This is a genomic window from Deltaproteobacteria bacterium (assembly GCA_015233135.1).
Taxonomy (GTDB): Bacteria; UBA10199; UBA10199; order JADFYH01; family JADFYH01; genus JADFYH01.
On the sequence record JADFYH010000001.1, the window covers coordinates 97,955 to 111,469 of the forward strand.

The 13,515-nt window shown below is 44.7% G+C and carries 14 protein-coding genes; 1 reads left to right on the plus strand and 13 read right to left on the minus strand.

Annotation, left to right across the window (positions count from 1 at the left end; genetic code table 11):
• Positions 1-75 precede the first annotated feature (75 nt).
• The 10 genes from HQM15_00505 to queA form a co-directional block, all read right to left on the minus strand.
• Entirely contained in the window at positions 76-813 is a 738-nt protein-coding gene (locus HQM15_00505) for a 7-carboxy-7-deazaguanine synthase QueE (GenBank protein MBF0491246.1), read from the minus strand.
• A complete protein-coding gene (locus HQM15_00510; GenBank protein MBF0491247.1) occupies positions 810-1,376 on the minus strand; it encodes a DUF366 family protein in 567 nt (188 codons plus the stop codon). Before HQM15_00510 ends, HQM15_00505 begins: the two co-directional genes overlap by 4 nt.
• Position 1,377: 1 nt before the next feature.
• A complete protein-coding gene (queC, locus tag HQM15_00515) occupies positions 1,378-2,070 on the minus strand; it encodes a 7-cyano-7-deazaguanine synthase QueC (protein MBF0491248.1) in 693 nt (230 codons plus the stop codon).
• 108 nt (positions 2,071-2,178) lie between these two features.
• Complete coding sequence (locus tag HQM15_00520; GenBank protein ID MBF0491249.1) at positions 2,179-2,718, minus strand: YtxH domain-containing protein; 540 nt, start codon at positions 2,716-2,718, stop codon at positions 2,179-2,181.
• A gap of 122 nt (positions 2,719-2,840) precedes the next feature.
• Positions 2,841-4,550: a single-stranded-DNA-specific exonuclease RecJ gene (gene recJ / locus HQM15_00525; protein ID MBF0491250.1), complete on the minus strand. Its 1,710-nt coding sequence runs from the start codon at positions 4,548-4,550 to the stop codon at positions 2,841-2,843.
• Positions 4,547-5,455, minus strand: a complete 909-nt coding sequence (secF, locus tag HQM15_00530; protein ID MBF0491251.1) for a protein translocase subunit SecF — start codon at positions 5,453-5,455, stop codon at positions 4,547-4,549. The genes recJ and secF overlap by 4 nt, the downstream gene beginning before the upstream one ends.
• A gap of 131 nt (positions 5,456-5,586) precedes the next feature.
• Positions 5,587-7,569 carry a protein translocase subunit SecD gene (gene secD / locus HQM15_00535; GenBank protein MBF0491252.1) on the minus strand — a complete coding sequence of 661 codons (1,983 nt, stop codon included), beginning with the start codon at positions 7,567-7,569 and terminating at the stop codon, positions 5,587-5,589.
• 20 nt (positions 7,570-7,589) lie between these two features.
• Positions 7,590-7,898, minus strand: a complete 309-nt coding sequence (gene yajC / locus HQM15_00540) for a preprotein translocase subunit YajC (GenBank protein MBF0491253.1) — start codon at positions 7,896-7,898, stop codon at positions 7,590-7,592.
• Positions 7,899-7,995: 97 nt separating this feature from the next.
• Positions 7,996-9,165, minus strand: coding sequence for a tRNA guanosine(34) transglycosylase Tgt (gene tgt / locus HQM15_00545; protein MBF0491254.1), 1,170 nt, complete (start codon positions 9,163-9,165; stop codon positions 7,996-7,998).
• Between the two features lie 74 nt (positions 9,166-9,239).
• A complete protein-coding gene (queA, locus tag HQM15_00550; protein MBF0491255.1) occupies positions 9,240-10,280 on the minus strand; it encodes a tRNA preQ1(34) S-adenosylmethionine ribosyltransferase-isomerase QueA in 1,041 nt (346 codons plus the stop codon).
• Positions 10,281-10,370: 90 nt separating this feature from the next.
• Here queA and HQM15_00555 point away from each other — a divergent pair, with 90 nt between their 5' ends.
• Complete coding sequence (locus tag HQM15_00555) at positions 10,371-11,027, plus strand: DedA family protein (GenBank protein MBF0491256.1); 657 nt, start codon at positions 10,371-10,373, stop codon at positions 11,025-11,027.
• Here HQM15_00555 and HQM15_00560 read toward each other — a convergent pair.
• The 3 genes from HQM15_00560 to HQM15_00570 are packed head-to-tail and all read right to left on the minus strand — an operon-like array spanning position 11,024 to position 13,164.
• Positions 11,024-11,650, minus strand: a complete 627-nt coding sequence (locus tag HQM15_00560; GenBank protein MBF0491257.1) for a hypothetical protein — start codon at positions 11,648-11,650, stop codon at positions 11,024-11,026. The genes HQM15_00555 and HQM15_00560 overlap by 4 nt on opposite strands.
• Positions 11,651-11,665: 15 nt before the next feature.
• Entirely contained in the window at positions 11,666-12,436 is a 771-nt protein-coding gene (locus HQM15_00565) for an inositol monophosphatase (protein ID MBF0491258.1), read from the minus strand.
• Positions 12,433-13,164 (minus strand): ComF family protein, encoded by a 732-nt coding sequence (locus HQM15_00570; protein ID MBF0491259.1) that lies wholly within the window; start codon positions 13,162-13,164, stop codon positions 12,433-12,435. Before HQM15_00570 ends, HQM15_00565 begins: the two co-directional genes overlap by 4 nt.
• Between the last annotated feature and the right edge of the window lie 351 nt (positions 13,165-13,515).

Below are 13,515 nucleotides of genomic sequence, written 5' to 3' on the forward strand. Positions count from 1 at the left end.
AAAAATCTCTCTCCCCTCAAGGGAGAGAGGACTTTTCAGAGTGGCTTCTTACTAAAATCTGCGGAACTCAAGTTATTAATTTACCCCCATCCCCTTATGTACCTGGGGAATAATCTTGAGAGGCATTTTAAACTGAGAACTTAACTGATAAAAATGAGCAATTTTTTTTATGCTCACCCATTCTGAAAAACCCTTTATCGCCGATACAGGCTGCAAGATCACGGGGGTCTTTTCATTGATCGAGGCAATCAAGTGTAAAGCCCGCTGCAGCTCTTCTTCCACTGTCTTTTCAGTCAGCACCATTTTAACGTAAAACTGTGGGGCCCTCTGGGCAACCTTTAAAAACTCGCCGTGTTGAATCCAATACTCTCCCGTTTGGGTGGAGCTGGGCAATTTAATATCCATGCTTACGCAGTGAAGGTAAGAAATTATTCTTTCGAGCTCACCAGGTAAAAATCCGCCGGTTTCCAGCAAAAACCGGAAATGCTTCGGAGCAATTTTTAAACACTCTTCTAAAAAATCGGCCTGTTCCAGAGGCTCTCCGCCGGTGAAACTGACCCAAGTATTTTTGAAATGACTTAAGAATTGAAGCAGTTTTTCTGCAGAAATGGAATTGGGATGTTCACTCCAAGTTCCAGAAAAAGGAAGGTCTTCCACACGATAATTTTTCTTTGGATTGAAATTTTCTGGGGTGTCACACCAGCGACAACGCAAAGAACAACCTTGAAAGCGAACGAAGGTCTGCATTTCTCCCAGACGTAGACCTTCGCCTTGAATGGAAGAAAATATTTCTATCAGTTGAGCTTCACTCAAGACACTGCCCTCACCTTGCAAGTCGCCAAATAAATGGATTTCAGTTCTTCTTTGTATTCCTCCATTACTCGTCTGCCCAACTCTTCGGGATTCACCTCATAATCTCCCAAGCCTTTTGTTTTAACCGGTGTCCCCTTGCTGATCACATTCACCCCCGCATGAATAAGGCCTGAAATGGGGCTGAGGGTGGCAATAGACACCGAAAGCTTGGAATCATTTTCGTAGAGGTCATCTCCCCAACGCAGGATTTTCTTTTGAGGCACTTTCTTCAAAAGCTCCTGCTGAATAATCGCCATCAGCAAGCGTTGTCTTAAAACAAGATTCTCAAGGCTTACTCCAAAATGCTCGATGATAAAATGCAACATGCTTTTTGAGTAAATGGGACTGTCCAACTTCACATCCTGCAAATCGACCATATCCTGCAAAGCCACATCACAGGGGCCTACGAAGACAAGCATGGCATCGCCCATGAGATTATACTGATCATAAATATAATGGGAACACAGTTGAGATCCATCGTATTTGATTTCTTTTTTCACATATCTTGTTTGAAGACTTTGCATATTATTTAAAAAATTCCCCCACTTTATCTTTTAACCCACTTTCAAGATAAGCTCTTTTTGAACGCAAACAAGACTCGCAGATTCCACACATCTTCTCCCCCGATTCATAACAGCTCCACACAGAGTCTAAAGAAAGTTCCAATTCGATGGCCTTTTGTACAATTTCTTTCTTGGTCAAATGGGCTAAAGGGGCCCGTACTTGAATTTGCTTGAGTGTAGAAAAGGATAGCGAAACATTGATGCCTTCTACAAATGCCATGGAGTTGTCCGGAAATGTTGCGGCTTCTTCCAAATTAAAACCCGTGATTAAATATTTTGCATCCATCGCCTCGGCAAAACAGGCCGCAGCATTGATAAAAAGGCCGTTGCGATTGGGTACCCAAACTGCTTTTGCGGAATCCTGTGCTTTTTGCAGATGGTCTAAATTTTCAAAGGAAAGGAGTTCCAGGCTTTTCTCTTTTTGATTCAGTGCACTTTGAGAGATGGAGGCCAGCCAAGTGAGATCTACAATTTGATGAGGGATTTTGTAATGTCTACAGAGTAAAGCAGAGGCCTTTTTTTCCGACAAAAAAGCCCTCTGACCATAATTAAAGGTGAGGGCCAAGGCAATATCGCATTGTTGCAGAGCAAGAAGTGTGGCGACCGAAGAATCGAGTCCTCCGGAAAGAATGCTGATAGCAGTGAGTGTCTTCATAAGAGTAAGTAGTAAAGCAAGCATAAAACAATTTATGGAAGATTTTAAAAAACAAAAAGGGCCGCTCCATTGAAGGAGCTAGCCCTTTTCGAGGGAGGTAAGCCTGTTCTACGCTGCTTTTTGAGAAAGGTTCTGAATTCTTCTCTCCAAATTTTTAATTCGGCCTTCTAATTTTTCCACTTCTTTTTGAGAAGGAATTTTTAACACGGAAAGGATCCCATTTTTGGTATCCTGGGCTTTATGACGGGCCACGGAAACCAAGTCACTTTTTTCAACCACTTGAACAAATCCTTCTATCCCTTTTCTGGCGTCTTTAATAATACGCTTTGCATTGAAGTTACCCGGCTTAATTTCCAGGCCTTTCACCTTCTCCACGATGTCATCTGCCAAACGGCGAATCTCTTTTTCAAAGTCCTCAGTTTTTTCTTGGGCCTTTGTATAAATTCCAAGCTTCTTTACCTTACCTAAAATATCATCAAAATTCTTACGGAGACCCTTGCTGGACTTCTCTCCTTTTTGAACAAGCTTTTTGAAGATGTCCTCCACTTCCTGTTCAAGTCGACTCATAATGGAATTAATTTCCTTGATTCGAAAATTAAGGAAATCTTTTGATTTGGACTGATTTTTTTTCTGTTTCTTACTCGCCATAAGTTCCCCCTAAAAATTAATCGAAGTTCGACAGACGATTTTGGTAACACAACGCGTCAAGCGCTGTCAATCTCAAAACATTTTTTTTGTCTTTTTAGTATTCAAACTTGAAGGGCGTTCATTCAACGCGGAAAATCCCCTAATTTTAGCTGAATCCGACGGCTTCCATTCCATTCATTCCACTGGGCTTGAAAGGCCAAACTGATTTTTTGTGGGAGGTCGGCATAAGCCTGGAACATTCCAAAACCAATGCTCTCAACCAGACGAAGCCCATCTTTCAGTAAAATTTTAAGGTGTTTCTCTTGCAGGATTTGAGCAGAACTCACGCAGGCTTCGTCCAATTGAAAAAGAGGTTCTGGATTTCCCGCCCCAAAGGGTTCCAATAAACTGAGTTGCTCCATCAACGCTTCATCAATATCACTCAGCTGTAATTTTGCATCCATTTTAAGCCGTGGGATAAAATCTTCTTCACCTAATTTTTCATTAATGAAGAGATCCAGATTATCTTGTAAGGCCGTCGCCTGTTGCACTTTAAAAGTGAGGCCTGCTGCATGATGATGTCCGCCAAACTTGAGTAGCTGATCTTTACAGGCGCCGAGTGCCTCAAACAAATTCAGGCTTGCGATAGAACGTGCCGAGCAACGTACCGTATCTCCCTCGATGCAGCCGACAAGCGCAGGTAAGCAGAATTTTTCCGCCAGTCGACTCGCCACAATGCCCACCACTCCAATATGCCAATGGGGTTCAAAAACCAAAATCGCTTTTCGTTTTTGCGGAAGAAGCTCTTTCTGCACTTTTAGGATGGCTTCTTCCAGTATTTGTTCTTCGATTTGTTGGCGTTCGCGGTTGGCAGCATCCAGAGCTTGAGCAAGTTTTTGTGCTTCATCCCTGTCTTGACACACCAACAAATCGAAACCCAATTTTGCGGATTCTAAACGCCCCACCGCATTCAGTCTGGGTCCCAAGCGGTAGCCCACGTGGACGGGGCTCACCTTGCCTTTTACCTGAGACACTTCTTTGAGGGCGACAATGCCGGGCTCCTCGCTTCGGCTCAGCACTTCAAGTCCTGCCTTCACCAAAATTCTATTCTGTCCTGTCAGAGGGACCACATCGGCAATGGTTCCCAGCGCGACCAAGGCCAGAAATTTTTTAAGATTCGGTTCGGTTCTGAATGCAAAAAAAGATTTTTTTCTCAGATGGGCCCGCAGCGCTATTGCCAACTGAAAAGCCACACCCACGCCCGACAGCTCTTTGTAAGGATACTGGCAATCGCTTTGCTTGGGATTCAGCACCGCCATGGCCATGGGGATTTGCGGGGGAACCTGATGATGATCGATGATGATGAGTTTTAATCCCAGCTCCTGAGCCCTTTTGGCCTCTTCTACCGAGCTGATGCCGTTGTCGACGGTGATCACCAGATCTGTTTTTTGATCTCTCAAATTTTCAAGGGCCTTAAAATTGAGGCCATAACCTTCTTGCACCCGGTGGGGAATATAAACATCTACGTTTGCTCCTAAATCTTTGAGTAAAAGATAGAGCAAAGTGGCGCCGGTGGTTCCATCCACATCGTAATCGCCATAAACCGTTATTTTTAATTTCTGCTCCAGGGCATCTTCGATGTGCTGCACGGCCTTGGCCATGTCTTTCATCAAAAAAGGATCCGCGAGTTTTGAGAGTTCTGGATTCAAATAATTCTGGATGTCTTCTGCCGTAGACAAGCCGCGATTGAGCAGAATCTGAATGAGTAAAGGAGAAAGCTTTAAATCCAAAGAAAGTTGTTGGATGAGTTTTGGATCTTGTGGAGTAAAGATCCAACGTTTTCGTGGATTCACGCACTCATCCCAAAACGGTGTCCATGCTTCTTTAGGAAAATATAAATGGGTGAGGCAATAAAGATGGAGGAATAAGTCCCGGTGACGACGCCGATGATCATCGCAAAAGCGAAATCTTTAATATCTCCGCTACCCATGATGAAAAGGACCAGCACCACGAAGAACATGGTCAGCGAAGTCACAATGGTACGAGAAAGGGTTTCGTTGATGCTTTGATTCACCAGGTCTTCGATGGGAAGAGATTTAAACTTTTTGGCATTTTCTCGAACACGGTCATAGACGATGATGGTGTCGTTGACCGAATAACCGAGGATGGTCAGAAATGCTGCAAGCACAGTGAGGTTGATCTCTCTGCCTGTAATGGCAAAGCCGCCCAAAACGATCAGCAGGTCATGCAGCAAGGCCACAATGGCTCCGGGAGAAAAATAAAAATCGAAACGGAACCCGATATAAATCAAGATCAAAATCCAGGCGACGATTACCGACACCTGTCCTTTTTTAAAGATCTCGGATCCTGCCTTGGCTCCGACGGCTTCTTCTTTAATCAAGGTAACCGTTTCCAACTGGAATTCCTTTTTCAACACCTCTGTCACTTTGGTGGAAAAAGTATCGATATTTTCTTTGGGGGTTTGCAGTTCAAAGGCGTATAAATTTTCACTCGGCTGACCCACCTGCTGCACCAATATTTTTTCGCCCGTGCCTTTTGTTAAGGCCTCCTGAATTTTGCCCGATTCAATACTTTGACTTAATTTGTATTGAAGTTTGATACCCCCTTTGAAATCGATACCTAAATTAAAGCCATGATAAACCATCAACAAGAGAGAACCCATGGTCAGAATTAAGGATAAGATCAAAAGAAAAGACTGGTTTTGAATAAAGGGAATTTCTTTTTCGACGATTTTCATAAGAAAAAATTTCCATACTGGCATCCCCTCTCCCCTTGGGGGAGAGGGTTAGGGTGAGGGGTTGGATTCCATTTACATCCACTGTCACCCTCTCCCTGACCCTCCCCCCTCAAGGGGGAGTGGACTGGGATTTATATGCTCAAAGTCTCAGGATTCTTTTTTTGAATCCAATATTCATAAATAAGATGCGTCACCCAATAAGCAGTGAGTAAAGTCGTCACCACTCCAATCATCAGGGTCACCGCAAAGCCACGAATAGGGCCGGTTCCGAACTGATAGAGTACAATTCCTGATAGAAAGGTGGTCAGATGGGTATCGATGACGGCGGTTAAGGCATTCGAAAAACCTGCATTCACGGCTATTTTAATAGGTTTGCCCGATTTGATTTCCTCTCGAATACGTTCAAAAATAATAATGTTCGCATCCAGGGCCATCGCCATCGTAAGGGCAATTCCTGCAATACCAGGCAGAGTAAGCGTGGCCTGGAACATGGCGAGCACTCCCATAATGAGCAGGACGTTCACTCCCAGCACGACATCGGCAATGAGTCCGGAGGCCTTATAATAGAGGATCATAAAGGCGACGACCACCAAAGCCGCAATGAGCGCAGCCCTTAAACCTTCGTGAATCGCGTTTTTACCCAAACTCGGTCCGATAATCGTTTTGGTGATTTCTTTGAGCGAGGCCGGAAGGGCGCCTTCTCTTAAAACCAGCGAAAGGTTTTCGGCCTCCTGCAATTGGGTATTATAATCGCCAGCCCCCAGGGTAATTTGTGCTTCTCCATTGGGAATAGCTACCTTGATGAAGGGAGCGGACATGACATTCCCATCGAGGATAATCGCCAAAAAACCTTTCTGGGCATTGGCTGCAGTGAGTTCCCCAAACAGTTTTGCACCGATGGGATTAAAAGACAGCGAGACATAAGGCCCTTCGTTTCCCACACTGACTTGTGCTCCGCGTAGCATGTCTCCTGTCACCTCGGCTTTTCGTTTCAAGACATACGGGGTTCCAGCAACCACCTTCTTTTTGATGGGATCGGTTTGAAGTTCAAAGGCAATCTCGGAATCGGAGGAAATTTTTCCTTTGAGGGCCTCATTAATCTGGTTAACACTTTCAGCGCTAAAACCTTCAGGAATTTTTTTCTCTACCCTTGCCTTGGCAATCAGATCTTGTATTTCATTGTTTGCGCGTGGATGTTGAGGGGAAGTCATTTTGGAATCATCCACCAGTTTAAATTCAAGTTTACCCGATTGTTTGACAATACTAATGGCTCGAGCGGGATCGCTCACCCCCGGCAATTCTACGGCAATGCGATTGGTCCCCAGCTTTCGGATAGAAGGCTCTGCAACTCCATAACGATCGATACGGTTTCGAATGGTTTCCACGGCCTGCTTCACGGAATCTTGGTGCAGCGTATTCAAATAGGCGTCACTGGGTTTATAAACCACTTTGCCAGGCTCATTCTTTTCTTTCAGATCTTTAAAATCGCTGGCAATTTTTTGTTTTATTTCTTCTCGTTTGGCCTCATTGGGTAAGACCACCCGAAAAGTATCGGAACCTGTGCTTCTTTCAATCTCGAGCGCTCCCAGGGGGGCTAATTTTTCATTTAAGCTGCCCACTAGAGCCTGCAGACTGGCTTCGTCTTTTTGTTCGCTTTGATAAGTAAGTTCGTTACTTTCCTTTTGTAGAACTAAAGAGTTCGAATAATTTTTAGAAAGGTATTCGGATAATTTTTTAAGCGCCACTTCGTTCGGAAGCAGGGCACGAATACGATCGGTCTTGGGAACGCGCTCTATAATGACATTGGGGATTTTTTCGGAGCTCAGGTAACGCTGAGTCTGACTGGCTATCAGGTCCAGTCGATTAGAAACGGCCTCTTGAACCGAGACCTCGAGTTCCAGATAGATTCCTCCCCGAAGATCCAGACCCAGGTTGAGTTCTTTTTGAGGTAAGATCCAGGCCAAGGTTTTTTCCCAGGTTTTAAGGACACGACCTTTGGCCTCTGCCTCTTCAAGGCGGGATTGCAGGCCTAAAATACTGGGCATGAGGGCATAGAGAGAAAGAAGGATAAGGGCTAAAACCAGATAAATTTTATTACGCCAGGAAGAAGTCATAATTGAACTCGAAATTATTTTTACTCAGTTTTTTTAGATACCGCGTCACGATCACATTTAATTTTCACATTGGGGGCAATTTCCAAAGTGATTATTTTGTCGCTGGTCTCCACAATTTTTGCGTAAATTCCGGAGGTGGTCACCACAGAATCCCCTTTTTGTAAGGCAGTAATCATTGCCTGCCTGTCTTTCTGCTGTTTTTGCTGGGGACGAATCACCAGAAAATAAAAAATCAAAAACACTATGCCTAGCGGGGCAAAAAAACTAAGGCTGGCGGTGGGTGATGCGCCTGCACCTTGGGCCCAGGCGGTAGAAATAAATGGATTCATAAGTCACTCTTGTATCATGTCTAGCCCTCTCTCCCTTGAGGGGAGAGAGTCAGAGAGAGGGTGATCATAAATTGGATTTATGATTGGACCCCCCTCCCTAACCCTCTCCCTCAAGGGGAGAGGGGATCATTTTTCTAAAAAAATCTTTCTTAAATTCTGGAAATCTCTCCTCGGCTATCGCGAGGCGGATTTCGACTAACAGATTGAGATAGTAATGTAAATTGTGAATTGAATTTAGTATGGAGGAGAGAATTTCCTTCCCCATCATTAAATGTCTCAAGTAAGCCCGACTGAAATTCTGGCAGGTATAGCACTTGCAATTTTCGTCGATGGGACGAGGATCTTCCTTATGCTCGGCATTGCTGATATAGAGTGATCCTTCGGGCGTAAACAACATCCCATTTCGAGCATTGCGCGTGGGGATGATGCAGTCAAACATGTCGATGCCACGGTCGATGCATTCCACGATATCTTCGGGCATCCCTACTCCCATCAGGTAACGAGGTTTATCGGGAGGAAGATATTCAGTGCAGCTCTCTGCAATTTTGTAAGCAAGTTCCATGGGTTCGCCCACCGAAACGCCGCCAATGGCGTAGCCGTCGAAAGGGCGTGAGGTGTGAGGTGTGAGGTGTGAGGCGTTTTCTGACAGCTCCTGCAGCCGATCAAAACATTGTCTTCTGAGATGCGGATACATCCCTCCTTGAAGGATTGCGAACAACGCAGAATCCGATTTTCTCGCCATCAAGCAACGCGCAGCCCAATCCACCGTAAGATCCAAAGATTTCTGGGCCTGTTCCTCGGTGACCGGAAAGCCCAGGCATTCATCCAATACCATCATGATGTTGGAGCCCAAGGATTCTTGAATTTCGATGGCTAACTCCGGACTTAAGAGATGCGTCGATCCATCCAGATGCGACTGAAACTCCACCCCCTCTTTTTTGAGTTTCCGGAACTTTGCTAAAGAAAACACCTGAAAGCCCCCGCTGTCCGTCAAAATAGGCCCCGGCCATTGCATGAAATGATGAAGACCACCCAGTTTTTGAACAAGCTTATGCCCGGGCCGGAGATAGAGGTGATAGGTATTTCCCAAAATGATAGGAGGTTTCAGTTCGTTCGCCAATTGATCCGGACGAATCGCCTTCACCGTCGCGTAAGTACCGACGGGCATAAATACGGGTGTAGGGATGAGTCCCCGAGGCGTCTGAATTTCACCCAAACGGGCTTTAGTGTTTGCGGAACTTTTGAGAAGTTTGAAAGAAAAGGACATAAGTAAACCAAAAAAAAATTGGCCCACTTAAGACTACAAGTCCGAGGAGGGGTCAAGGTATGTTTCCTCGAAAATTAGCCAATCCACATGCAATCCCCATAACTAAAAAGACGGTATTTTTGGGCTATCGCTTCGGCATAGGCCTTTTTCAAAAACTCAGCTCCCGCAAAAGCAGAGGTGAGTAGTAAGGGAGTGGATTCGGGTTGATGAAAGTTTGTCAGGAAACGATCGATGACTTGGAATTTGTAGCCGGGGGTGATGTAGAGAGAGGTAGCTTGCATTGACCCCTCTCCCTCAAGGGGCGAGGGATTTCTATAATAGGATTCCAGACTCCTCACCACCGTCGTGCCCACCGCCGTGATGGGCCGACCTTCCTGTTTAGCGTTCTGGATGGCTGCAGCAACCGAATCTGGTACTTCGTAATATTCCGTCTGCATTTGATGCTCTTCAATCTTTTCTACCCGAACCGGCTCAAAGGTTCCCATCCCCACATGCAGGGTAATGAAATGGATTTCTACTCCTTTTTCTCTTAACTCCTTCAATACCGCTTCTGTAAAATGCAGACTGGCAGTGGGTGCGGCGATGGCGCCTTCTTTTTGGGCAAAGATCGTTTGATAGCGATGCAGATCTTCGGCTTTCGGATGCGCGCGCTTGATGTAAGGGGGCAAAGGTGCGGCCCCTTGTTCGAGCATTAACTCACGCACCGAAACGGAAGAAGAAAAAAGAAGCTGTTTTACTTTTCCTTCGGGTTGGATAATTTCGGCTTCGATCTTTCCCAATTTCGATTCAAAAAAAATCTTCTGCCCGGCTTTTATATTTTTGGAAGGGAAGATCATCGCCGAGCAAAGGCCCCTTTGATTTTCAGCCACGATCAAGACCTCTAATTTTCCGCCTGTCTCTTTTTGGGCCCAAAGTCGAGCGGGCAAGACCTTGGTGTTGTTCAGAATGAGCAGATCTCCTTTTTTGAAAAACGAGGGAAGATCTCGAAATAGAGAGTGCGAAATACCTTGTGTGCTTCTATCCAAAACCAAAAGACGCGAACTATCGCGAGGGTTCGCAGGTTCTTGAGCTACCAGCTCAGGAGGATAGGAGAAGGAAAAATCTTTCAAAAGCATTTATTATCCCTGATAGAGAGAAATTGCAGCACTATCAATCTTTTATTGTTTTTCTACCTCAAGACTTCTAAAAGATTATCTAACTCACTTATGGAACACTACTTACCTTACCTCAGCCACTTCAAATACATTGCCTTTTTTATCCTCTTGCTCCTCTGCGGCATGGGTCTGCCTATTCCCGAAGATGTCGTGATTGTGATTGGGGGTTATCTGGCTCATCGGGGAGACACCGAGTTTATTCCCACCCTGCTTACATTATATGTGGGAGCCATCTGCGGTGATTTTTGTCTGTACTGGATTGGGCGTCGCTTTGGACAGGATATTATCAGCCACAAAAAACTGAAAAGATTTTTCAGCGCGAAACGAATCAAGGCCATCAATTATTATTTTCATCGTTACGGAAACCGGACCTTCTTTTTTGCCCGATTTTTAGTGGGTCTGCGTTCCACTATCTTCCTGAGCTCGGGGGCCTTCAAAGTTCACTTTAAAAAAGTACTTTTGATGAACGGTATGGCGGCTTCTATATCGGTTAGTTTTGTCACTTGCCTGGGTTATTTTTTTGGCAATCAACTGGATCAACTTTTATTCTGGATGAAACGCGTGGAGCGTGTGCTGATCTTAGTGGTAGGAATGGGCATTGGCCTTTTAATTATGGCCTTTTGGCGTTTTTTGAAAAAACAGGAACAGGAGATAGAACAGGAATCTCCCGAGTTAGAGGCGCCTCCGAAGGATGAGGGGATTCTTTAATTCGGAAAACTAATCAAAAGTTTCGTCAACTGATCGGCCGCGGTCAAATCTTTCAGCGACAGGGCCAGCATCTTTGCTTCCTCCAAAAAATATTTACATTCTTCAGTCCCCGTGTTTCTTCGGATCAGGCCCTCGAGCAAGGTCATGTCCAAATCCGATAGCTTTTGAATCCCCGAGAAATGCTCCCCGATCGATTGCAACAAAGACTTTGCCGCGCGCTTGCGGTCGCTCTTTTTGAGATAGGCAGATCCAATGGTGATGAAGGCCTGATGGCGCAAGGCCGGCGTAATGTCCTCTTGCATAATGATCTTCTCGCATTTTTTGATGGCGGTATCGTTTTGGCCAAACAAACGCAAAAGAAGGCGTGCCACTAAAAGTTTGTAATAGCCATTTTGAGGATCCAACCTTTCGGCTTTTTCATAGTAACGCCACGATTCTTTCCATTCTTTTTTGAGTTGGGCGAGCAGACCTAAACAGGAATAAGCGGTAGTTTGGAGAAGCAGGTTTTTTTTCTGATGGGCGTCTTCCAGCAGCTTGTTCAGGTTTTCCGCCGCACTTTCCCAGTTTTTCTTTTGCAAATCGATCAGGGCCTTTTGGAGATTTTCGTGAGTTAAACTTTGCATCCGGTCCTCGCTGACTTAAGAATTCAAAATTTTTAACATGGCGTCGTGCAGTAAACTATTCGACGCCAACATTTGTTTTTCATAAATACTAAAACGCTTTCCCTGATAATTGCTCACCCGCCCACCGGCCTCTTCGACGATCAATAATCCCGCGGCCACGTCCCAGGGCTGAAGGGCCAGTTCCCAAAAACCATCGTAGCGTCCCATGGCCACATCACACAAATCGGTAGAGGCCACGCCGTCTCGACGCACCGCCTGGGCGTTCATCAAAAATTTTTCAAACTGGACGATGTTGTTTTCACCCGTCTCCGAAAGATTATAAGCAAAACCGGTCACCAGAAGCGACTGTTTTAATATTTTTGTGGAAGATACCGCTATTTTTTGCCCATTACAAAAGGCCCCGGAACCCTTTTCAGCGATAAACATTTCTTTCAAATTAGGCTCGTAAACCACACCCAAAATAATCTCTCCTTTATATTCCAAACCGATCGACGTGGAAAACAAGGGATAGGCATGCGCATAATTGGTGGTTCCATCAATAGGGTCAATCACCCAGCGATAATCGGAATGCTGCCGGTTTCCTCCACCTTCTTCAGCCAGAATATCATGACTGGGAAAGGCCCCCTGGATAATCGCGATAATTTCTTTTTCGCAAAGTTTATCCACGTGGGTCACCAGATTGATCTCCCCCTTGAATTCAATCTGCTTTTCTTTCAGCAGATTATCTAACTGTAGCTGACCAGAAGCCAGGGCGGCTTGTTTGGCTACTTCAAAAAATGATTTCATGAAAACTCCAATGGGGTTCTGGCCAGGGTCAAACCATAAACCTCTGCGCCGGCGTTCTTTAAAAGCTTGGCACACTCGATCAGGGTTGCGCCTGTTGTATACACATCATCAATCAGCAGCACCTTTTTATTTTTAAAGGGATGCTTTTTTGCCAGCCTAAAGACATTACGAATATTTTTCAAGCGCTGCTGTCGATTCAACGTTTTTTGTGCCGAACCCAACTTGACTCGTTTTAAAGCCGAAAACTCCACTGGAACTTTTATTTTGCGGGAAAGCGCCTTTGCCAAAATTAATGAAGGATTGTAGCCGCGACGAATCAAGGTAAACCAGTGCGAAGGCACGGGAAGCAGATAATCGGCAGATTGCAAAAAGCCAGGGATTTTATCCGCTAATTTTTGTGTAAAAAAATCTAAACAGAGCTCGGAATTTTTAAATTTAAAAAGATACAAAAGATCTGAAAAAGGTTTTTTGAGACTAAAAATCGAACGACAAATTTCAAAAGGAAGCTTGGCCTTCAAACAATCCTGACAGCTGTGAGCCTTCAGCTGATTTGTGGAATTGGGATCTCCGCAACGGGGACAAATCGGCCCACTCACTTCTTCAAGCTTGCTCTGACAGGATTCGCAAAGAGCAAACTTTGAATCAAGCTCCAAACTTTTACAAAGCACACAGAGCGGCGGGAAAAAGTAAGAAATGGATGAAGAAAGGAGAAGTCGAGGAATACGCATCTCTAAAGAGACAGCAAGGTTGAGGCCAAGCTAAAGAGAAGCATAAGCTCTTATTAATACTAAAATGTGTAAAAGTATCTTCAAAATAAAAGTCCAAAATTCAAACGCTTTCAAATAGGCTGGGTTGGTTTGCGGACGTCTGTCACCGGGCTGCTACTCAAGTTAAATCCAAGATGGAATTAGAAATTATTTCTCCCACAATTTCTGAATAGAAAAAATTTGATGAAAATAATCGCTTTCTTCCAAAGCAATCGTAGCCTTTTAGTTTGAGATGAGAATTTTTTCGATGCTGTAGTTTTTAGGAAATTTTGAGCGCGCAAGCTTTTGTTCCATTTCAGAAATCACTTTGGT